Raw genomic sequence first — 21,574 nt, 5'->3', positions numbered from 1 at the left:
CTCAGGCAACCGTTGCGAAGGGCTGACCAACCGTTACCAGCGTTTCCTTGCCTGCTGCGCTGTTGGCGACAAGATCCTCGCTGAAGTTCACTGCACCCGGCTCAAACACGACAACAACTGTTGAGCCCCCAAACTTGAAGTAGCCTTTTTCGTCCATTTTGGCGACATGGCCAGAGGTCTTTGTGTTTACGATGCTGCCTACGCCGAACGCGCCGACCTCCACGTAGCACATGGTGCCCGCATTTTCGGTTTTAAGCAGTGTGTAGCTGCGCTTGTTTTCGCCAAACACATCCGGGCCGGCACCCAGAGCAATCGGGTTTACGGAGTGGTAGGCCCCTTGAAAATCTTTGGCTCCGACAATTTCACCCGAACATGGGAAATGGTAACGATGGTAGTCAGCCGGACACAGACGCACGATTGCCAGTGAGCCGCCAATAAACCGATCAGCAACATCCGGCAGCATTTTGCGGATGGAGAAGGGATGGCCTTTGACCGGTACGAAGGTATCTTCATCCAGCTGCGGGAAGACCAGTACACGGCCATCAGCTGGGCTGACGATTGTGTCTGCACTGGTATCGAATGGGCGGGTTCCCTCTTTCAGATGGCGAATGAAGAACTCATTGAAGGACGCAAAGCTTTCCTGCGGGTCTGCAAACTCAGCAGTGTCGATGTTCAGCTCATCAATGGCACTTTGAATTTTGCCTTTAGAAAGCGGGCTGTCATAGTACCAGCCCATGGCCTTGCTCAATGCGGCGGAGCGGAACAGCAGCTTCTCAATCACGCTTGAACTGGAATCCTGGTAGGCCCAACGGATCCACTTCTCCCCCAGAACCGTTTCTTCAAACTCTCGGCCGGTTTCACGGTCAATAACGATAATGGGTTGTTTCTCAGACATGTGGCAGCCCTGCTTGCAAATTACGAGGCTTTACTAGGTGAGATACTCGGTGAAGGCAAGTAACTCTCCCATTTATTTCAAAAACTGTAATCCCGCACAATTCTATCTTCACCAGCTCACTCAAATCTCTCAGGATGCTCCCGAATAAGCGTCAAATCAGGAAGCAACAGCGACTAAGTTAGAGCCAGCAAAATCATCTCGTCGCGGAGTTTCCTATGCCAGATAACAAACTCTCACCAGAACAACACCAGTGGGCTCAAAAGGTCTTCAGGCATTTACAATGGAAATTCCCCTTGGTGGAAGGTGATCCCATTGAGGAAGATGAGTTTGAGGATGTCCCGCTCGACGATGTTTCCCTTGATGCGACGACTGAGAGCGATGAGGACGTCACTCCGCAGACTGAAGCGGAACCAGATGATGAACTGACAGCTCGCAAAAAAGCTCATGATGCGGAGCTCGGCGCGCTCTACAAGCGCATGAGAAATACTGCGAAGTCCATCAAGGTTGCTGGAAAACGAATACCTGTTTTCACCGAAGAGGATGAGAGCCAAGACCTCTTTGAAGCAGCTAAGGAGCTGGGTGAAGAGCAGGTTGAGCAGGCTCAAGATCTGGTTGGAAAAGAAGATGAGAATGGTTTCACGGATCTTGGTGGGATCAAAGCTCATGTAGACAAGGCAGACCAATACCTGAAGACAATGCAAGCCGCTTATCAAAAAGGGCGCGGCAATGCGGTTGAGGAACTGGTCGATCTTAAGAAAACCGCAGCATTGCAGCAAAAACGCGCTGAGGATGTTTATAAAGAACGCGAGCCAATCTTGCTCTGGAATGTGGATTTGTCTGCAGTCGACAAAGCTTATGACGCAGCACAAGACAACTTCACGGAAATGAACAGAGCAATCTCCGGTTATGTGGTTTCAGAGGTTGACCGCACTCTGTTGGTCGCAAAAGAGAAATATGCGGTTTTAAAAGATGCGATGGACAGCGCGAAGCGTTATGCGGATGCAGCTGGTACAGACCTGCTCCTCAAGGTGTCGATCGCCCAGCGCGAAATTCATGATTTGGCTGGTCAGCGCGAGACCTTGGACAATACCCCAGACCAGCAAAGTGCCTTTGATAAAGTCCACGGTGAAGCAACAGCTGCAGCACAAAAAGCAAACGATGCTGTTCTTAGCAAACGCGGCAAGGACTGTGAAAAAGCGCTGCAGGAAACTGAAAAGTTGATCTCACAGATGCAGCAAGTGTTGTTGCAGGCGATTGTTGGATCTTCTGAGATTGAGTTCTCACCACCTGAAGATTTTGATGAGGAGGAGATCAAACGGCTTACCGGTGATGTTACTGCTCTCGAAAGTTCCGTTGAAGGGCTCAATGATCAACGGGATCTTGTGAAGAACCACGGCGTCAACTTCCCTTCCTTCGAGGCGGCTTATCAGTCAGCTCGTACAGCTATTTTGAGTGCGCAGACAGCTCTGCTGACCAAGAATGCGTATAGCGCGCAAGACAACATTCGGGACATCCGGGATAGTGCAGCGGACATGCAGGACTACATAACTGAAGCGGAATCAATGCTTCAGATTCAGGTGGAGCAGATTGCAGATCTTCGCAGAGAACTTGAGCCGCTTGCGGACACTCGCAAAGGTTTTGAGCGGTACGCGCAGGCTGACGAGAAGTTTGGCGGCAAGCAGCTAGGCCGGTTTGATGCCCTTTGTGGTGAAGTCACTGCGCTCATTGATTACGCAGAGGCCTGCATGCAAGGCCAGCGGGTTGAGGAAGCGGATCAGGCGATTGGGAACTCACGCAACGGTTTGAAAAAACTGGAGAAAGAAACCCGCAGCTTGCAATGGATGCCAAAGGTCAACACCGCAGCAACTGAAGCTGAAGCACGAGAGATGCTGCAAAAGGCGATTGCGCGCGTCACAGTGGAACTTGAAGATTACGACAGCATGCGCAGTGTCTTCAAAGACAATGAAGAGCGGCAGATTTACGCCAACTTGCATGACAAGGCTGCTGATTTCGCAGAGCAGGCATCCAACTTATTAGAACGGAAGAAGTTTTTGGCTTCTGAGGATGCTCTTGATAATGCCCGGGTTACACTCGACTCGATGGAAATTGCTTATGAACGCGGGGCGGGTACAGCAGCAAAAGTTGAAGGGTATCTTGCGGATGCGGAGGCTGCGAAAGACCGGATCAACGCTGTTTATGAGCAGGGAACAGCTTTGCAGCATCCTGACCATAAAAATGATTTCCTGAGCTACAACAGCATTGCCACAGACTTTGCCTTCCAGGTGGAAGGGCTGATTGCTGAAGGCAAAGTGAGGGATGCTCGGGCAACTCTGAGCAACCTTAAGGTAGCGCTGGCAAATCTGGAGCGCTGTGTCGCGCAGAAGCCGCCGAAGAAAACAAAAAGCAAAGCTGAACCAGTTGATCCTCATAGTGTAGAGCAGGCTGAATTGGTGCAGCAATTTGATCAGATCCGCACCGCTATCAATACGATCTTCAGTCAGGCGCGGCCGCATTGTGTTGATGAGTATGTGGTTGATCTGGAAGCGGCCTATGCTAACGCGATGCAACACCATGAAGAAGGCACTACTGCGCTTGCAGGGGATGATTTGGACAGTGCACGTGAGTCTCTTACTGCGGCAAAAAAAGATTTTATCATCCTGCAGAAGATACAGGACAACAGCCGACAAATCCTGAGTTCATTGTTGAATGGCTTGTCTGAAGGTGCGGCGTACTACGAGAACATTATTGCCGGTATTCACCAAAAACGAGCTGAGTTTGATGCCTGGGATATCGACCTGACTTCATTTGATGCAGCCTACAAAACCTCTCAGGAAACATTGTCCAATCTTCGTAAGGCGATCAAAGATCAGCTTGCCAACTTTGCAAAGACCATGGTGGACAAGATTGGGGATGATCAGCAGGCATTGGAAGAGGCCTATCGCACCACTTGCGAGGCAAGAGACAACCTACGCTCCGACTTAATCATTCGGGTTTCTGACAAGCAGTCCGAGCTTTCACAGTTGTATGCAGCGCAAGATCGCTTTGACGGGAATGAGGCTCTTCTAGAGCGCTTTGCAAAGTATCATGCGATGGCAATGGTTTGCGCCCAGATTATGCTGGATCACCTGAAAGTAGATGAAGGGAAGGAAGTGGAGAAGCAGTTTGCCAAGTTTGACGAGTGCGTCGCGGTTCTTGAAGAGATGTTACAGGCAGTACCCGTACCAGTTACAGAAGAAGAGAGTGAAGAGTTAAACCTCGATCGAGATGAAGCCGTTGCGATTGGTATTGAGCAAATTCAGCGTGAACTCAAATCCTATAGTAAACGCAAATACATCTTCAAAAACGCAGAGGAACTCGCCAATTTTGAGAGCATGTTCAAGACTGCGGAAGTTTATCTGGCACAAGCGGAAAATCAGCCTGGTACTAACGCTGCGCAAGATGCTCTGGAGAATGCTGAGATCACGATGGAGAGCGTGCGTATTGCGTTTGAACGTGGGCAGCGTACCGCCGCGAGGATTGAGGAGTATCAGGTCAAAGTTGAGGAGTTGGTGGAGACCATCAACAAACTCTATGGTCAGCGCAGTGTCATTCTGGATGATAACGATCTGGCCATATTCTCTGACAACAACGAGACAGCCAGCGAGGGAGCTTACAAGATTGAGAGCTTCCTGAGCAAAGGCAATGTTATGGAAGCAGAGGTACAGTTTGGCTTCCTCAACAGCATTATCGCCAGCATGGAACGCATGCTGAAACAGCACACCACCAAAAAACGTAAAGGCATTTTCAAACGCCGGGGTGCAATGCGTCAAGGCAAGAAAAAGTAGTTGTTTGGTATTCATTTTTGCTGGCGTTTCAGCACTTGTTGCAAGCGGTGTTTGAATACGTTTAGCAACATTTGTCTGTAATTCTGCCCCGACGTGTTTGCATTTTAAGTCGGGATTGGAACGCAGAATGAGACGCTTTTTCACGACAGGTTTGTGCCTGGTTGCCATTGCTGGGCTGGCTGCTTGCCAGACAACAACACCTGGGCAAGGTCGTTTGGGTGGCAAGGCTGTTGACTTTGAGGTGACGGAAAACTTCTTTGGCGGTGGCGGCGCGGCGACAACGGCGACATTGCCTGATGGGGAAGTATTTACCGGCAAGCTGGTGACAGCCAAGAGCCAGACCACCAACATTGGAGAAAGCGACTTCGATGATGGGTTTGATGATTTCGACGACTTCGATGATTTTGACGGGTTTGATGACGGGCCGTTCTTTGTCTCGACCTTCTCAACCACCTATAGCCCCTATGCCCGCGGTGTTCTGTTTAGTGCGAAACGGAGCATGCGCTGTGTCGTGACGCTTTCCAATCCAGCTGACGGGTTCTCTGACGGAGGTGTTGGACAGTGTAAACTTTCTGGTGGCGGCAGCTTCCCTGTTGAGTTTTAGAGAGCGAAATTTTTCTCACACTGTGCTTTTTGTGATTGCCGACCAAGTTGCCCCTGACCTACAGCCGGTTCAGGGGCTTTTGGCTGTGGTGACTGCGTTATTTGAACCAATCTCCAAACAGCCAAAACCGACATTTAGCTATTCGGGATTGGTAAATTACAATGAAGACTATTTTTAAGATCGGTGTGTGTGTTGCTGCTGTTGCAGTTTTGGCGGGCTGTCAGTCCACCACGACAGGACAAGGACGTGTTGTTAGCAAAGACGGCAAGAACTCACAGAGTGTGACATTTCAGGTGACCGAAGAGTTCCTCGATGATGGCGCAGCCTCAGCTGTTGCAACACTTTCCAGCGGCGAGTTTTTCACCGGTAAGCTGGTAACTGAGAAGAAGCAGACGGAGAGCGTTGAAGACGGGTTCTTTTATGACGATGACGACGATGACTTCTTCTCGTCCAGCTCTTCCACCACATACAATTCAAGAGCCAAAGGCGTGCTGTTCAGCGCTGCTCGCTCCATGCAGTGCCAGATCACTTTGAGCAACCCAAGCTCTGGATTCTCAGATGGCGGCGTTGGCGAGTGTAAGATTTCTACTGGCGAGACTGTGCCGGTGCAGTTCTAAGCGAACCGCAGATAAAAGCCTGAGAAGCACATTGCCTCTCAGGCAAGTTCAGCAGAGAGACTACCTCTGCTCGCTCTCTAGAGCATACCCGCGTTCATTTGCATTCACGCCTCATGCTCTAACTTCTTTATGTTGAGCGAGTTCTTGTCGTTTGATTGGATTTAATCAAACGGAATGCGCTCTATGCTTTTTGGGTCTTGGTGAGGTCCAGCGCGCAAGGCTCGAGCAATTCCGATATCTTCTCGCTACATCCCTGCACATCTTCTATGTGGCTGCGCACAGTATCAAACAGCGTCAGCAACGCTTCATATTCCTGCGTGTGCTCCATGCGCTCACTCATCACTACACTCATTGAATACACCAGATTTTTGAGGTGGTTGGATGAAAGGTTGAGCTGGTCCACTTCATTGCGAAGGGACATATGGGCACTTTTCTCATTTCCATTGGTCGTCATTTCATACCTCTAAGCAGGCGGTGAAAGATCCGCTCGGCATAGAGCTTTCGACGGCCCACTGGCGAGCGGGAGGTTCGAAACCTGGCTTAGACAGGCGGGTTTATTCCCCCGCAAAGGGTATTGTATTCACCGCCCTCCCGCCCATAAGCGAGAGTTTGCGTATAGAGAACCAACTCCAGACACAAAAAGACCGCGTATTACGGCTGCGGTGACCGCTAAGCAAATAAGGTTTCGACGCCTCAACTTTAGGATGCGCCGTCTTGCTGCGGGTGTCAATGAGGGAAGTGGGGTTACCCCATGAAGGGGTGGTGTTGAGGTATGGGGAAGTAGCAAATTCTGTGTGTTGAAGATGCATGCCGAGGCTACGCCTAAGACCATTTACACACAACACCGAGCTTTATCCTGAGTGATAAATGTTCTTGTATGCAAAACGAACCTCTTCTTACATTACAAGCACCGCAATCTCATATGTTTGGCAGCTGCCCCAAGCAATCACTAAACCTATTACTCAATCTAGAGTAAAGAGGCCTTAATATTGCTAAGGCCAAGTGTTTGTAGGCTATTTCTACATTGCTCTTTTCAATGCGTATCTCTAGGTTGACTATAACTTAACATCTGTCGTACTCGATTAAGGAGTTTTGATGTCAACTAGTAGTTCGTTGCCTCGCGGCACATTAGTGATCGAACTTATCCGATCTGTTCTTAAACAGGTCAAAAATGGCAAAGAACCTCATGAAATCAAAACAAGTTATCCCAATCAAGATCTTGCTCTGGTCGTCAAAAGTTTGGTCGAGCTTGGTTTAGTTGATCACCTGTCAATCGTGGCAGCTCTTCAAAGCGAAGCTAAATCAGGGACTTACTTTCTGACTGACAAAGGTCTTAGATGGCTACGCACCTATGACAGATGGGAGCACTTCAAGCATGTAGTATCAAAGTGGCAAGTTCTATGGGGTGTAATCTTGGGAGTTTCAATCAATATGGTTTCTAATCTAATTTGGCCGTACATTTTAAGCTTTCTATCTGGTTAGTAGAGCTCACAAAAGCTAATGCAAGAGTATTTGGAAAGATTTCATTGAGGAGAACGCGATGTCTAAACTCAGAAAATTTTTTCTAACTAAGGATAAAGACAAAGGCGATTGGGTATTAGAACAAGAGGGCTCAGATCGGGCTCGAAGACGGTTCTTGACCAAGGCTGAGGCTACAGCTGGCGGCGTACTGGAAGGCGCTTTGGGTTCAGAGGGAGGATCAGTGCGCATCCGTAAAGAAGACGGCAAGATACAAGAAGAACGCACTTTTCCCCGCGACAAAGATCCCGAGAAGAGTCCCGGCTGAACTAGGTAAGCAATATCTTAGCTTTAAACCAATGTTGTACCACTTTTATGTGACTTCAACTGAATGTAGGTAAATGTCGAGCAGCTTACGTTTGAGGAGCTAGTTTCAAACAGAAAACACTTATCTACGCTTCCCCACGCCCCTCACTCCACCTTTTCCCGCATGCCTTTGCCGTTGTTCCTCCACAAGAGGGATTGTAAACAACGCCCTCCCGAGTTTGCGTTTAGAGAACCAACTCCTGACACAAAAAACAACAGATTGCAGTTACTTCACACGATAATCTCTAATGGACGACCTTATTGACCAGATCGATGCCATAGGCCTGCTCACCATCGAGGATGGTACCTTCTGAAAGGGTTATACGCAGAACGATTGAGTTTGGATTTTCCTCATCGCCTTCCTGATCAAACCATTTGAAGATGTTTTTGAACTTCGCTCTAATTTCTGAGTTCTTTTCAGCTTTCACCCAGCCAAGATTCTCAGCAATTCCCTGGAAAGAAAAACCTTCCATACCGCAAACAGAAACCTCGTTGTTCTTCTCTATTTGCAATGTTTTATTTTTTCTTGCGTCAGTAGAAACATAAAACACGCCATTTTCGTAGTAGGCGCAAACCATGCGGGTTGAAGGGCGGGGTTTACCGGCTTCCTTCTCAGATAAGGATATTGTCGCGAGGGCAATAATCACTTCCTTGTCGTTTCCGCAACGCGTTTCAATAAGTTTGATGGTATCTTCGTACTTGCTCATTTTCAAACACCTCCAATTTTGGTGTTTTTTACAGAGGACAGAGTTGAGTGCTTGTTTCAGCGTTCCACTGCTTTGTATGAGCTTGCAATCAAAGCTATACGAGGCCGTAAAAGTGGGCACCTTATCAAGCTAGTTTGCTGTTTCACATTTCTCCGGGCTCTGGTGCCCAAGAGATAGGAACAGGAGTTCACGCTCATGTCAGGCAATCTGCAGGGTCTCTAACCTCCGTACAGTTACCATCGTGATGCATAGAGCTCACAAAAAAGCTTAAGCTCATCTTCACTAGCATCAAGCCCGAATCGCGCTTCTCGCACAGGTTATTCTATTGCGTATATGCAACCTTTCCGCGATTCACTATCGTGTGGTGCAGACGCTTCAAGCAGGGTATTGCGAGGCGTAAGCTATCTGCAATTCCCCACGCTCCTCACTCCACCTTTTCCGGCATGCCTTTGCCGTTGTTCCACCAGCGGTTTGGGTTGGTGCTGGTGGGGTTGTAGGCGGCGCGGCTGGCCCAGTCTTCGCGGAGGAAGATGACGGGTTCTTCGTAATGGTGAGCGTAGATTATGGCGTCCATGACTTTTGCGAGCACTTTTGGGTCGCGCTCAATGGAGATTTTGAGCTCTACCATGGGGTAGGTCTCTGTCATGCCAGCCTGAAAGCCCTCAATGTGAGTTGTGGTGGTTGAGTTTGGTTCTGGTTGGGACGTTTCCTTGCCAACTGCAGAAATGCTGGCGTTGCGTTGGTAGCGACCGAAGCTGAGCGGGTGCACCTGCATGACGGCATCCAATATACGGTCCGTGTCCTCTTCCAGCGTCTGAATTTCGATTGTCCAGACGGGCTCGAAACTGCCTGATTTTGCCTTGTACTCTGATAGATCGGACATGGTCCCCTCCCCTTACTCAGTATCCTGCGGGTTGCCGCGAAATGTGCCATAAAGGCCTATGATGCCAACCGTACATATCAGTGCGCCAGCGATGACGTTGAACAGCGTGCCTTCATAAAACGATGTGTAGGCGAAGTAGGCACCGTAGGCGCTGATGAAGCAGGTGATGAGCACGTACAGGACTTTGCGGAAATTACGCATGATACGGCCTCGCTAGCTGGCAGGAACTTCACCGGAGCCTAGCAGATTCCTTCTGCTTTGCATCCATGTTTGAGCAGCGTTCTGGTGATGAACATGTCGCTTTTATTCAATACGCACCTGCAGCACATTGCTAGGGTCTTCCTCATGAAAACAGGAGGCATTCCATGCATTTAAAATACGTCATTTTGTACGTTGAGAGCCCGCGCGACACCATCGACTTTTACTGTAAGGCGTTTGGTGTTGAGCCGGGTCTGATCACCGAAGGCGGGGATTATGGTGAGGTGAAAACTGGTGAGACGACACTGTCGTTCTCCTCCTTCAAGCTGATGGAAGACCTTGGCAAAAACCCATCGCAGGCGGATGCGAGCAATCCATGCTTTGAGATTGCATTCCAGACTGAGGATGTTGCCGGTGACCTTGCCAGAGCACTGGCAGCAGGTGCTGAGCTTGTGCAAGAGGTGAAGGAAGAGCCTTGGGGGCAGACGACATCCTACGTGAAGGATAGGAATGGATTTCTGATTGAGATCTGCTCGCCGGTGACGGCTCCAGCGTGATGTGGGAGATTAGCCGAACGCGACCGATTGGGCCTGCTGTTTGAAGCCTGTGTTTGCGGCGAACTGCATTGGCGAAGTACCGAACCAGCGCTGGAACTCACGGGTCATATGGGCTTGGTCAGAGAAACCGTTGTCCAAAGCAAAGTCGGCCCAGTTTTCCGCAGCCTCAATATGGCGGGCAGCTTTGCGGATACGGGCAAGCTGGCGCCAGTAGACTGGCGAGCGGTTGGTGTGGCGCGCCAAGGTGCGCTGCAAGGTTTTGAGCGTTACCCCCAACGCTCCAGCGGAGGCGGCAATGGGCAGTTGCTCCTCCGCGATACAGCCCAGCGCTTCTGAGACCCTGTTGTTTAAGTTGGTGTGTTCTGCCAGTCGTTCGCAGATGCTGGCCTGATCCCAAGACTTCAAACCGTTGAGAGCTGCAAGCAGTGCTGGCTCATTCACCTGTGCCCCCGGTTTGAGGCGGAAGCCGATCATGCGCTTTACGGTGATGCGTTCGGGTTGGTGCGGCTCATCAAACAGCTTCGAGACTTGCCATGACAGGCGCTGGCCTTCCACCTCTGTGACGATCAGATCTCTGCAGCCATCCGGCAGAATTGGTCCGGATGCACCAAGCTGACCCGAATGATGCCAGACTTGCGCAAGGGTTTCGGGCAGAGAGATGGCGGTTTGATTGTGTTGCAAACCTTCCCTCCTTGTTCTACCTGTTGGTCCGCTTATGCAATTTGCCATTAGAGCATTGAAGGATCAATCGGAATTGCTCCAATGCTCTTGCTCTTTGGCATAACGCCTATTCAGTGGCGATGAAAACATCTCGCTTCGGAAACTGTCGCACTGCTTTGGACTGCCGATTGAAGTGCGCCGCCAACAGGTAATCCGGATTGCTGGCGAGCCATTCTGACAGATCGATGGCCTGATACTCACCAGTGTTGAAGGCGACCAGAATACGGGCCTTCTCCGTTCCGGTGTTTTCAATGGAATGGCCGTAGCCTTGTGGGATGTAGCCGACATCGCCCTTGCTCAGCGTCTCGACGGCATAACGGCCTTTTGCACCGAACATGGTCACACTGATGCTGCCTTCCATCACGTACTGCCACTCATCCGCGTTGGGGTGCCAGTGCAGTTCTCTCAGTGCACCCGGATCAAGCTCCAGAACAAGGCCGGTGATGGTGGTGGCGATGGGAAACTCATTCTGACTGACACGCCATATTCGGCCACCTTTACGAGTAACCTTAGGTTCCTGTTTCATCAGGCTGTATTTGTGCGTTTCAGGCGTGGGGTTGAACTCGCCCTGATGCGGAAGTGTTGGCTGCTCCGGCGGGATAACGCCCTTGACAAAGTAGGCTTCCGATTTGGGGAAGTTGTCGAACGCGCTTTCTGGCATGCCAAGATTTTGGGCGAGTAGCTTCTTTGGTGTGTGGCCCAGCCAGTCGGTGATGCTGAACGTGCCAAATTCGGAGAAATAGCCGTTATCGAAGATCAGGATGAAATGGCAGGGCTCGTCTCCCAAGCATTGGATTGAGTGGCCGTGCCCTCTTGGAAAGTACCAGACGTCTCCGGGCTCGAAGTCATTGGTCGCCGACTGGCCATTGGGATTGATAACCGTCGTTCGGCAGTTGCCATCCATGACGAAGGCCCACTCTGCTGCGGTTGCGTGCCAGTGCAGCTCTCGGGCGACACCCGGTGCGAGCCGCATGGAGACCCCGGCAATTCCAGTTGAGATAGGAAACTGTTCGACGGTGGCTTCTTTACCGAAGCTGCCGCCATCAACACGTCCGGCGGTTTTCTCCAGCTCGAACTTAAATTTTGGCAGTTCGTTGTTGGCCAAATCCGGTTCAGGAACGTTGTTCCAGAATGGTCCTGATGGGTATTCAGCTGCGGAAGCTTGTGTCGCCACCGCTCCGCCCATACCAGCTGCCATTGCAGCTTTGAAAAAATCCCGTCTTGATGCGCCAGACATGTTGCCTCCCTACGATCAGGAAATGCAGCGCGCACACTTTATCACGGTACTTTTTGGGGGCAATGGCAGGAGTGCGTTGTCAGCGCAAAGCATGCGAAATGCTGCAGTTAGCGTTAACCGCTCATGCTCGGGTAAGTTCAGAGAGAAATGATACTGGACGGCATAAGGAAGTGCTGTTGCTTACGCCCGAAAATATCAACCATTAGCTTTAATATATAATTTTACACTTTAACTGTGAATTATATAAAATTCGATGGTTTAACAATCAGTGCACGCTATTAGTGTGTTTCGCATACTAAGTATTGCGAGTACCTAATGTTCTATAAAGAGACTTTTCTAAAACTGTATGAGAGTACAGTTGCCGATCCAGTAGCTGTATTCTTCATTGTTTTAATTATTGGTCTTTTTCTGTTTAGCCTATTAGGCAGTTTCAAGCAGATCCGGTTCTTTTCAAAATTATCGCCAATTGCGCCTAACCTACTGACAACAATAGGCATATTTGGAACTTTTTTTGGTATTACACTAGGGCTAACAAATTTTGATGTTTCAAATATTGATGGATCGGTACCTGAACTCCTAGCAGGCCTAAAGATTGCCTTCATAACTAGTATTGTGGGCATTTCAACATCCATAATGCTTAAGGCCTTTCAAAACCAGATTACAAAAGCCGAGTTGGTTGGGCAGATTGGACCCCAGGAGATTTACTCACTGTTGCAACGCATTGAAGTTACCGGAAGAGAAAATTCCGAGATGCTTCAGGAGAACCTTTCAGATATTAGAAAAGTCATCTCATCGGACGGTGAGAGTAGTTTGCTCACACAGTTGCAAAAGCTTAGGTCAGAAGCGAAAGACGGGCAGAATGAACTCATAACTGAATTCAAAAACTTTGCAAAACACATGACTGAGAATAACCAGAAAGCTATTATTGAAGCACTTCAGGAAGTTATTCGAGACTTCAACAATAATCTAACAGAGCAATTTGGCGATAATTTCAAGCAACTTAATGCGGCTGTAGAAAAACTCGTTATCTGGCAAGAAAACTATAAAGAGCACATCGACAAAACTGAAGAACGTATTCAGGCCACTTTGTCATCACTTGAAGCAGCCTTATCTGCAGTGCAAAGCTGTGCCGAAACATTGGCAACAATTCGCGAACATACCGAAGCAATTCCTGCAGCTGTCCAACCACTCCCAGAACTAGCAGGCTCACTAAACTCCCAGATTTCAGTGATGGAGAAACACCTTGAAACCCTCGCGCTCTTGCGCGACAAAGCTGTGACGGCCTTCCCTGTTATTGAAAATAATCTTGAACTTATTACTACGAAATTGGGAGAACATGTCGATCAAGCTGTTCAGCGTAGTTCTGAGACACTCGCGCGGCACACTGAGAATTACAAGACCTTAGAAGAAGGCTTTGAAGGGCTCCAGCGTCAAGCCTCTAACGCGCAACAGGAGTTTAACGAAAAGCTCTCAACCACACTAAATAATGTCAATGCACAGGTCACCGAAGCAGTTAAGAAGCACGGTGAGCTCATTGAGAGCAATGCAAAAGCTGCACAAAATACAATTCAGGAATCGTGGTCCAAAACAGATGCTGAGTTAGAGAAGCAGATGCAGATGTTTGATAAGCAAATGTCTCAGGAACTTGAAAGAGCAATTGAGCAGCTTGGTACACGTTTGGCATCGCTCTCCGAAAAATTCGTACAGGACTATGAACCGCTAACACGGGAGTTACATAAACTCGTCAATCTAGCGCGGCAGGTTGCATGAAGAATATATTAGGCTCTTCTCCAGTAACTGAAGATAGCGAATGGGTATCAGTTTCAGATCTTATGGCTGGCCTGATGGTTATTTTCCTTTTCATTGCAGTCGTCTACCTACGCCCCCTTGTGGAAGCAAAAGAGCAGGCCATTCAAGACAAAGAAGTACTCACCAACACGCAGGATACCATCAAGCAAATTGTAGTAGCGTGGCACGATTCCGAAGTGAGCATTTATGAAGCATTAGAGGCTGAGTTTAAAGACGATTTGGAAACGTGGAACGCAGAGTTAGAGCAGGAAACATTAACGCTCCGCTTCAAAGCTCCTGAGGTTCTGTTCAGGTCAAATGAAGCAAGCTTAAGGCCTGAGTTCCGACGTATTCTTGCGGACTTTTTCCCACGCTATATGACTGTATTGAATCGGTTTCAAGATACAATTGAAGAGATTCGAATTGAGGGGCATACCTCATCAGAATGGGGAAGAGGCACGCCCAAGAGTGAGGCGTATTTCAATAATATGGCCCTATCCCAAGAGCGCACAAGAGCCGTTCTTGAATATTCTATCATGCTTACTGCCGTACGCCCTTTCAGAGAATGGGCTTTCAAGCACGTAACTGCCAATGGCTTGTCATCCAGCCATACAATCCAAACTGAGACCGGCTTTGAAAATGCTCGCGCATCAAGGAGAGTTGAGTTTCGCGTTCGCACCACTACAAAAGACCAAATCATCAAAGTAATTGAAACAATTCAATGAAGCTGAACATTAACTTTCCTGCTCTAGACCGACTAATCTCTCAGATGGGCGCCCCATTATCTAAATGGCGCACACAGAAGGTGAAACTGTCTGAACGAGAGATCCTGCGCCAAGAACTCGAGGCAGGTAAGGAAGTCTCTATTGATCAAATTCACTCTTTCGGAGGTCTGCTTGAACATGAAGGAGAGCAGATCCTTATATATATTAAGGCAACGGGTAAAGACAAAGACACTTTACTACACGATACGAAGAATTGTCCTAAGTTTCACTTTGCAGAGTGCGCCACAATTAGGGGCAAGCGAAAAGAGAACCGCCTTCAGAGATACCATGCAACTATTCGCATGGATGGCAAATTTGAATGTACCTGGACAAACGATGAGACACGCGAAGAAGGCGAAATAGAAGCAGAGCTCATAGTTTGCAAGAATTGCCTGAAAGAGATTGCATGGAAGGGATACGGTACTAGCGATCAAGAGGGCAGTAATGATACGATTGCTCAAGATTTTGAAATTGCAGATTTTTTAAGAACTTACGAACCACTTTTTCATACGAAACCATCAAAAACATCCTCAACTCCAACCACTGCAATCTACCCCAAAAAATGGGCACAAACTTCTCTTACTTATAGAAGTTCCAGACAATGGAAATGTGAAGAGTGCGGAGTAAACCTTTCCAAGAAAGAACATCGCAGGCTGCTTCATACGCATCATATCACCGGAGATCTCAGCGATAGTTCTCATTTAAATTTGAAAGCTTTGTGCATTCTATGTCATGCGGGGCAACCTAATCATGGACATATGAAAGTCTCCCTTTCAGAACAACGCGAGATTGAAGCGCTAAGACACGCATAACTTGACTACCGCTCTTCCTCTTCGGCGAGGTAGCGTTCGAGTTTGGTGTGGTTGGCGACTTTGAGTTCGCGGCCACGTTTTTCGACCAGGCCGTGCTCGATGAGTTGGCTGACGGCGCGGCGGTAGACGCGTTCTGAGCAGCCGAAGCGTTCGGCTTCGCGGAAGACACGCTCAAACTGGATAGGCGGCTTGTTGCCGCGTTCACGCATCAGCAGGTCTTTGGCGATGTTGTAGGCCAGCGGGTACATGAAGTGCGAGGTGACCCGGTCCATGACACCCTGATAGGTGTCGGCCAGACATTGGCTGAGCCAGATGCCCACGTGAGGGTGTTGCACCAACAGTGCTTCCAGCTCCGCAATCGGGATGACGCGCACGCTGACCGGACCATCGCAGCGGATGTCAAACTGAATTGGTTTGCCCGTCAGAAATTCGATCTCACCGTAAAGGCGATCTTCGATATTGAACCTGCCATGACTGAAGCGTCGCCCATTGGCTGCGGTGTAGCTAACCGTGCAGAAGCCATCCTCGATCCAGTACAGGTGTTCAAGGTTTTGGCCTTGCCGGAGCAGGTAATCTCCGGGCTCCATATGGCGTAGAAGAAACGGACCAGTTTTGACCCATTCTAATACTTCCTTATGTCCAATTTCTGCGAGCGATTTAATTGTCATTTTTGCATTATTTAATTCAGAGATACGGACAATTGTCCTGTTTTTGAAACGGAGATATTTCTACCCTTCTCCTTGCAAGCTGCATAGGAGAATCTGATGACACCGCATATCAACGCCCAGACTGGAGACTTTGCTGAAACAGTCCTCATGCCGGGTGATCCGCTTCGCGCAAAGTATATTGCAGAAACCTATCTGGAAAATGTACGCGAAGTAACAAACGTGCGTAATGTGCTTGGTTTTACTGGTGAATACAAGGGTAAGCCAATCTCAGTTATGGCACATGGTATGGGTATGCCATCCATCTCTATCTATGCGCATGAACTGATCAACTTTTACGGCGTGAAACAAATCATTCGCGTTGGTAGCTGTGGCGGTGTTGATGAAGAGCTGAAACTGCGTGATTTGATTGTCGCGACAAGCGCCAGCACCAACTCCGCAATGATCCGCGATCGCTTTGCTGGTTACGACTATGCTGCTGCACCTGACTTTGAATTGTTGAAGGCATGTTCTGATGCTGCTGGTGGCCTGGGTCTGTCGCCGCGCTTTGGTAACATCCTCTCCGGTGACCTGTTCTACGGTTCCAACCCTGCGCTGTTGCCAGCCATGCAGAAAATGGGCGTTCTGGCTGTTGAAATGGAAGCTGCGGCCCTGTTTGCGATTGCTGCGGAGTTCCGCGTGAAAGCGCTGTGCGTGCTGACCGTGTCCGATCACCTGATCACAGCAGAGGAAACCTCCTCTGAAGAACGCCAGACCAGCTTTAACCAGATGATGGAGCTGGCTCTGGAAACTGCATATGCAACAACACCAGAAATGGCTGCGGCATAATGAATATGGAACTTGTAGGCTATCTGGCCTCAATTACTGTGATGACTTCCCTCCTGATGGGCAACGTCCTGTGGCTTCGTGTGATCAATATGGTCGGTTGTGTCCTGTTCACCATTTATGGTGTTGCAGTTGATGCTTACCCGGTTGTTTTGCTCAACGGCATGTGCGTGTTCATCAACATTTACCACTTGGCAAAACTGAGAAAGCAACAACAACAAGCACTTACGCCAGCAGAAGCGTAAGGCACTCGCTCCCCATCAAGCCAAGGTAATTGTAAACTTAAGAGCCCTGAGCGTCCTCCAAGACGCGCTCAGGGCTCTTTTTCTATCTACCATCCGGCATGCGGATCAGGCGGGTTGCTGCGCTTCCAGAATGTGTTTGTAGTAGATCTCTCCGCGCTCTGCGGCGAACATGTCGATGATGAGGCCCTGCACGGAGAGGATCATGAGCGTTATTCCGATCGCCTGAAGGTGGGCGTTGCTGAACAAGAAGAAGAGCGCGAGGCCACCTAATGCAAACGCAATTGCAAGTGGGTAGGTGATGCGGAAAATTTTCTCAAAGCCTTCGACACGCTGTTTTTCTTCTGCAATGAAGCCAGCAGGATCTGCCTCGTACTGTTCTGCGAATGTGGTCATGCGCTGGGTGTTGTTGACGACACCAAAGACGCTTGTTGAAACACCAATGACGCCAAGCACGATGAACGGGATCATCATGGCCTTGGCATGAGGTGTGGTGCCAAACCAGCCAAAGGCGATGCCTGAGAGTAAGATTGTCAGACCAAATGCGCCGAAGAGCGACGCTTCCAGAATTTCGCCCTTGCACCATTGCAGGGTGTATTGAATGAAGTCCATTTGGCACCTCGATGAGTTATCGCGGCTCCAATTAAGTGAACATCGTTCTCTTGTCAATTTTCATTGCAAGAGTTGCGTCAATTTGCGGCGCCCTCTCAAGATACGCTGTTCTCTGCCCTCAATCCAGCATCACATTGCGGCGGGCTTCGTTGGTGCGTTTGGTGGAGAGGAGGAGGTTGGTCTCACTGGCTGAAATTCCGTCGATCAGGCGGATGCGGCGCAGCACGTCATCGAAGTGGACCAGCGTGTCGGTTCCCAGCTCCATGATCAGGTCCCACTTGCCGTTTGTTGTGTGCAAGGCAGTGACCTCCGTCATCTTGTTGAGGTGATCGACAATGCGCTGGGTGCCTTTGCCCTCGATCTTGATCATCATAATGCCACGAACGGGTTGTTCAAAGACATCGCCCCGCAGCACGACCGTGTAGCCAAGAATGTCGCCGACAGACTTCAAACGCTCCATACGCGAGCGCACAGTCGAGCGAGAAATCTTCAGCTCAAGGGCTAGATCAGAAACACTCGCACGCGCATTTCTACGTAGTGTCGCGATGATTTTTTGATCTATATCATCCAAAGTGCGTAACCTTACTTACCAATCTGGCCAATGCGACCACCATTTTGATCACAATGCCAGCTTTTTACCGCCACTTCCACAAGGATAATACCCCATATCGGATTTAATCGGGAAGTGGGAATGAAGAATACCGTTGTGCTCGTCGGGGCACCTGTACAAACAGGAACCAACATTCAGGGCTGCTTGATGGGCCCGGATGCTCTACGAACCGCCGGACTGCAAGACTCCCTGGAAGCGCTCGGCTACTCCGTTATAGACCGAGGCAACATTTTACCAGAGGCAAGTCGGGATCGGGTTCATTCCAACAGCGCTGTCCACCATTTGAGTGAGACAATCAGCTGGACTGAGAAGCTCCATGACGTTGCTTTAGCGGAAATTCGTGAAGGTCATCTGCCCGTCTTCCTTGGCGGTGATCACTCCATGGCAGCGGGAACTGTCAGCGGTATTGCCCGTGCGGCGGCAGAAGCTGGCGAAGAGCAGTTTGTGCTCTGGCTGGATGCGCATCCTGATTTCCATAATCTCAGCACAACGACCAGCGGCAATCTGCACGGCACGCCCGCGGCTTACTTTTGTGGTCTCTCCGGTTTTGAGGGGTATTATCCGGAGCTGAACACAACGATCAAGCCAGAGAATATCTGCATGATGGGCTTGCGGTCCGTCGACAATGCGGAGCGGGCTGCCCTGCAGAAAACCGGCATTGAGACCTACGACATGCGCCGGATTGATGAGAACGGTGTAGTCAAGCCGATCAATGAGTTTCTGGAGCGTGTGAAGGCCGCCAATGGCCGTCTGCACCTGAGCTTTGATGTGGACTTTCTGGACCCGGACATTGCACCAGCAGTGGGCACAACTGTTCCAGGCGGTGCGACCTTCCGTGAAGCGCATCTGATTATGGAGATGCTCTGCGACAGTCAGTTGGTCACATCTGTGGATCTGGTTGAGCTGAACCCATTCCTGGATGTACGTGGCCGGACAGCGACTTTGATGGCAGATCTGGTGTGCAGCTTGTTTGGCAAGCAGGTGCTGGACCATCCAAACCGCGCCTGACCTCAAGCAACATAATAAAAACTTTAGGAAGTCCCATATGGTCCAGTTCGTAAGCGTTTCTAAGATTTTGGATTTGGTCAACAAACACGGTGTCGAGACTGTTTTGAAAGGCATGACCGAGTATGTGGAGGAAGATTACCGCCGCTGGTCTCTGTTTGACAAAACACCTCGTGTTGCGAGCCATTCCAAAGTTGGCGTTATCGAACTGATGCCGACCAGCGACGGGGAACTGTACAGCTTCAAATATGTGAACGGTCATCCGAAGAACACCAAGGAAGGCAAGCAGACAGTGACTGCGTTTGGCATGCTTGCTGATGTGGACACGGGCTATCCGTTCTTCCTCTCCGAAATGACTGTTTTGACTGCTCTGCGTACTGCTGCGACCTCTGTTATGGCGGCAAAGCATCTGGCGCGAGCAGATTCCACGACCATGGCGATCATCGGCAATGGAGCTCAGTCTGAATTTCAGGCTCTGGCGTTTAAGGCGGTGATGGGCATTACCAACTTGCGTCTGTTTGATACGGATGCGGAAGCAACAGAAAAGTGTGCTGCAAACCTTGATGGGAAGGGTTTCACCATCACCATCTGCCGCAGCTCTGAAGAAGCGATCACGGGTGCGGATATCATCACCACGGTGACCGCTGATAAGCAACAGGCCACCATTTTGACCGACAACATGGTTGGAGCTGGCGTGCACATCAATGCCATTGGTGGCGACTGCCCCGGTAAGACCGAGCTGCACAAGGACATTTTGCTGCGCTCCAAGATCTTCGTTGAGTATCCGGAGCAGACCCGCATTGAAGGTGAAATCCAGCAGCTGGATGACGACTATCCGGTTGTTGAGCTTTGGGAAGTGATTACGGGCGCTGCTGAGGGGCGTACCACCGAGCGGGACATCACCTTGTTCGACTCCGTAGGTTTTGCCATCGAGGACTTTTCCGGCTTGCGCTACATCTATGATCTGGTGAAGCAGGACGAAACAACTCAAGACCTTGAGATGATTGCTGAACCGGCTGATCCACGCAACCTCTTTGGTCTTTTAGAAGTTAAACAAGCTGCCGAGTAAGAGCAGCGGTCATCGTTAAACTTATCCCTTGCCCGGGGTTTGTAAGCGCCTGCCCACCTAGCAGGCGCTTCTTTTTTGCTTGATTGGCTTTTGGCCGGGCAAAGGCCGACGATTAAGGTTCGGCGCGTCTCATGATCAATTACAGGAGGGTCTCAATGTGAGCTCTCTTTGCTTCAAGCCAGATCTCATCAATAAAAAGGCTGATGGTCTCGCGCAGTTCAACGCTGTTGTTTGGATCAAGCTGTTCGGCAAGGAGTTTATCAAACACTTCTGCTTCTACAATTCGGCCTTCCACGGCCTCTGCAATCTCAGGGGTGTACTTTTCTGAGATAAACTGTGTGATCACATCGAGGGTATCCACGGCCGCCTGCCTGACCTCATTGTCTGGGACCGAGAAATCTCCCTCCAGCAAGTTTGCCGGAAGCACAGACGCTATGTCATGGTTCTCCGGTTCTGCAGCTTTTGCGTCGACTTTTGAAACAAACGCGGCCGTGTCCTCATCTAGCACAGTGTCGTTAGAACTGGACGTTGCATATTTTGCAGCTGTCACTTCGTGCTCGGAGATTAACGCGGCGAGTGGATCGCTATTCAACTTTTCATCTGCGTAGTGAACACCGGTTACGACCTGCCTTGATGTCAGGCTGTGGTTTTGGCCAGCTGAGAAACCGCAGGCGTTGCAGGCCTTTTCGTAAGCTTGTGTTCCAAGGGTTGCGCCATACTTGTCCTGAAGGGCTGTACGGAACGCTCCCTGATCTGCTGCTTTTTGAGAATCTAGGTTGCCCTGCAGAGCAAGCCAGGACACAAACCGCCCCTTAACTGACGTGCTTGCCAGACGGGGTTGTACGTCTCCACCTTCGACTGTCAGCTTTTGAGAGGAGGCTGTATCGGTCGCGATATTCTGGAAGTTACTCAAGCTAACTGAAGTCATAGTGCTCATCCCATTCTGCTGGTCTTTTTTGTAATGGGATCAGGCTAACGTTAAGTCAGATGAGCCACTGTTTTATTCATCACAGCGCCCATGACACCTGAGTAACAACTCTGTCAGATGGGGGATGAGAAGCAGTCTTTATTGGCGCTTTTCTTGGCTAATAAACTGAAAGAACTTGGCTTTATGAG

At 49.7% G+C, this 21,574-nt stretch carries 24 protein-coding genes; 13 read left to right on the top strand and 11 right to left on the bottom strand.

Annotation, left to right across the window (positions count from 1 at the left end; genetic code table 11):
* Position 1: 1 nt before the first annotated feature.
* Complete coding sequence (asd, locus tag BM231_RS03775) at positions 2-895, bottom strand: archaetidylserine decarboxylase (protein ID WP_093516803.1); 894 nt, start codon at positions 893-895, stop codon at positions 2-4.
* 215 nt (positions 896-1,110) lie between these two features.
* On the opposite strand from asd, the gene BM231_RS03770 reads away from it, so the two are divergent.
* The 3 genes from BM231_RS03770 (at position 1,111) to BM231_RS03760 (ending at position 5,940) form a co-directional block, all read left to right on the top strand.
* Positions 1,111-4,719 carry a hypothetical protein gene (locus BM231_RS03770; protein WP_093516802.1) on the top strand — a complete coding sequence of 1,203 codons (3,609 nt, stop codon included), beginning with the start codon at positions 1,111-1,113 and terminating at the stop codon, positions 4,717-4,719.
* 127 nt (positions 4,720-4,846) lie between these two features.
* Entirely contained in the window at positions 4,847-5,323 is a 477-nt protein-coding gene (locus BM231_RS03765) for a hypothetical protein (protein WP_093516800.1), read from the top strand.
* A gap of 161 nt (positions 5,324-5,484) precedes the next feature.
* Positions 5,485-5,940, top strand: a complete 456-nt coding sequence (locus BM231_RS03760; RefSeq protein ID WP_063294172.1) for a hypothetical protein — start codon at positions 5,485-5,487, stop codon at positions 5,938-5,940.
* A 181-nt stretch (positions 5,941-6,121) separates the two neighbouring features.
* Here BM231_RS03760 and BM231_RS03755 read toward each other — a convergent pair whose 3' ends face one another.
* The gene (locus tag BM231_RS03755; RefSeq protein WP_093516798.1) at positions 6,122-6,394 is read right to left on the bottom strand and encodes a hypothetical protein; all 273 of its coding nucleotides are present in this window, start codon (positions 6,392-6,394) and stop codon (positions 6,122-6,124) included.
* 641 nt (positions 6,395-7,035) lie between these two features.
* Here BM231_RS03755 and BM231_RS03750 point away from each other — a divergent pair.
* A complete protein-coding gene (locus BM231_RS03750) occupies positions 7,036-7,422 on the top strand; it encodes a hypothetical protein (RefSeq protein WP_093516796.1) in 387 nt (128 codons plus the stop codon).
* Positions 7,423-7,480: 58 nt separating this feature from the next.
* Positions 7,481-7,726, top strand: a complete 246-nt coding sequence (locus tag BM231_RS03745) for a DUF2188 domain-containing protein (RefSeq protein ID WP_093516794.1) — start codon at positions 7,481-7,483, stop codon at positions 7,724-7,726.
* A gap of 283 nt (positions 7,727-8,009) precedes the next feature.
* Here BM231_RS03745 and BM231_RS03740 read toward each other — a convergent pair whose 3' ends face one another.
* From BM231_RS03740 to BM231_RS03730, 3 genes are all read right to left on the bottom strand, one after another.
* On the bottom strand, positions 8,010-8,471 hold the full coding sequence (locus BM231_RS03740) for a pyridoxamine 5'-phosphate oxidase family protein (RefSeq protein ID WP_093516792.1): 462 nt from the start codon (positions 8,469-8,471) through the stop codon (positions 8,010-8,012).
* Positions 8,472-8,895: 424 nt separating this feature from the next.
* Positions 8,896-9,354, bottom strand: a complete 459-nt coding sequence (locus BM231_RS03735) for a hypothetical protein (RefSeq protein WP_208860031.1) — start codon at positions 9,352-9,354, stop codon at positions 8,896-8,898.
* 12 nt (positions 9,355-9,366) lie between these two features.
* Positions 9,367-9,555, bottom strand: a complete 189-nt coding sequence (locus BM231_RS03730) for a hypothetical protein (RefSeq protein ID WP_093516784.1) — start codon at positions 9,553-9,555, stop codon at positions 9,367-9,369.
* Between the two features lie 164 nt (positions 9,556-9,719).
* On the opposite strand from BM231_RS03730, the gene BM231_RS03725 reads away from it, so the two are divergent.
* The gene (locus tag BM231_RS03725) at positions 9,720-10,109 is read left to right on the top strand and encodes a VOC family protein (protein WP_093516782.1); all 390 of its coding nucleotides are present in this window, start codon (positions 9,720-9,722) and stop codon (positions 10,107-10,109) included.
* 9 nt (positions 10,110-10,118) lie between these two features.
* Here the strand turns inward: BM231_RS03725 and BM231_RS03720 are convergent, their stop codons facing one another.
* Together BM231_RS03720 and BM231_RS03715 are read right to left on the bottom strand one after the other, a co-directional pair.
* A complete protein-coding gene (locus tag BM231_RS03720; protein WP_093516780.1) occupies positions 10,119-10,790 on the bottom strand; it encodes a helix-turn-helix domain-containing protein in 672 nt (223 codons plus the stop codon).
* 106 nt (positions 10,791-10,896) lie between these two features.
* Entirely contained in the window at positions 10,897-12,066 is a 1,170-nt protein-coding gene (locus BM231_RS03715) for a cupin domain-containing protein (RefSeq protein ID WP_244527136.1), read from the bottom strand.
* Positions 12,067-12,381: 315 nt separating this feature from the next.
* On the opposite strand from BM231_RS03715, the gene BM231_RS03710 reads away from it, so the two are divergent.
* The 3 genes from BM231_RS03710 to BM231_RS03700 are packed head-to-tail and all read left to right on the top strand — an operon-like array spanning position 12,382 to position 15,430.
* On the top strand, positions 12,382-13,836 hold the full coding sequence (locus BM231_RS03710) for a hypothetical protein (RefSeq protein WP_093516778.1): 1,455 nt from the start codon (positions 12,382-12,384) through the stop codon (positions 13,834-13,836).
* The gene (locus tag BM231_RS03705) at positions 13,833-14,579 is read left to right on the top strand and encodes an OmpA family protein (RefSeq protein ID WP_093516777.1); all 747 of its coding nucleotides are present in this window, start codon (positions 13,833-13,835) and stop codon (positions 14,577-14,579) included. Before BM231_RS03710 ends, BM231_RS03705 begins: the two co-directional genes overlap by 4 nt.
* On the top strand, positions 14,576-15,430 hold the full coding sequence (locus BM231_RS03700) for a hypothetical protein (protein WP_093516775.1): 855 nt from the start codon (positions 14,576-14,578) through the stop codon (positions 15,428-15,430). The genes BM231_RS03705 and BM231_RS03700 overlap by 4 nt, the downstream gene beginning before the upstream one ends.
* A gap of 5 nt (positions 15,431-15,435) precedes the next feature.
* Here the strand turns inward: BM231_RS03700 and BM231_RS03695 are convergent, their stop codons facing one another.
* The gene (locus tag BM231_RS03695; RefSeq protein WP_084408011.1) at positions 15,436-16,098 is read right to left on the bottom strand and encodes a Crp/Fnr family transcriptional regulator; all 663 of its coding nucleotides are present in this window, start codon (positions 16,096-16,098) and stop codon (positions 15,436-15,438) included.
* Positions 16,099-16,194: 96 nt separating this feature from the next.
* Between BM231_RS03695 and deoD the strand changes: the two genes are divergently transcribed.
* Together deoD and BM231_RS03685 are read left to right on the top strand one after the other, a co-directional pair.
* Positions 16,195-16,923: a purine-nucleoside phosphorylase gene (deoD, locus tag BM231_RS03690; protein WP_082826957.1), complete on the top strand. Its 729-nt coding sequence runs from the start codon at positions 16,195-16,197 to the stop codon at positions 16,921-16,923.
* A complete protein-coding gene (locus tag BM231_RS03685) occupies positions 16,923-17,165 on the top strand; it encodes a YgjV family protein (protein WP_093516773.1) in 243 nt (80 codons plus the stop codon). Before deoD ends, BM231_RS03685 begins: the two co-directional genes overlap by 1 nt.
* A gap of 105 nt (positions 17,166-17,270) precedes the next feature.
* Here BM231_RS03685 and BM231_RS03680 read toward each other — a convergent pair whose 3' ends face one another.
* Positions 17,271-17,774 carry a hypothetical protein gene (locus BM231_RS03680; protein ID WP_093516771.1) on the bottom strand — a complete coding sequence of 168 codons (504 nt, stop codon included), beginning with the start codon at positions 17,772-17,774 and terminating at the stop codon, positions 17,271-17,273.
* A gap of 118 nt (positions 17,775-17,892) precedes the next feature.
* Positions 17,893-18,345 (bottom strand): Lrp/AsnC family transcriptional regulator, encoded by a 453-nt coding sequence (locus BM231_RS03675; protein WP_063304346.1) that lies wholly within the window; start codon positions 18,343-18,345, stop codon positions 17,893-17,895.
* Positions 18,346-18,465: 120 nt separating this feature from the next.
* On the opposite strand from BM231_RS03675, the gene rocF reads away from it, so the two are divergent.
* Complete coding sequence (gene rocF / locus BM231_RS03670) at positions 18,466-19,392, top strand: arginase (protein WP_093516769.1); 927 nt, start codon at positions 18,466-18,468, stop codon at positions 19,390-19,392.
* Between the two features lie 37 nt (positions 19,393-19,429).
* Positions 19,430-20,458 carry an ornithine cyclodeaminase gene (locus tag BM231_RS03665; RefSeq protein ID WP_093516767.1) on the top strand — a complete coding sequence of 343 codons (1,029 nt, stop codon included), beginning with the start codon at positions 19,430-19,432 and terminating at the stop codon, positions 20,456-20,458.
* A gap of 139 nt (positions 20,459-20,597) precedes the next feature.
* On the opposite strand, the gene BM231_RS03660 is transcribed toward BM231_RS03665, so the two are convergent.
* Complete coding sequence (locus BM231_RS03660) at positions 20,598-21,386, bottom strand: hypothetical protein (protein ID WP_093517090.1); 789 nt, start codon at positions 21,384-21,386, stop codon at positions 20,598-20,600.
* Positions 21,387-21,574 lie beyond the last annotated feature (188 nt).

Source organism: Pseudovibrio ascidiaceicola, assembly GCF_900114245.1.
GTDB lineage: Bacteria > Pseudomonadota > Alphaproteobacteria > Rhizobiales > Stappiaceae > Pseudovibrio > Pseudovibrio ascidiaceicola.
Note: the sequence above shows the minus strand (reverse complement) of the source record. Positions and strands in the feature narration are given on the sequence as shown.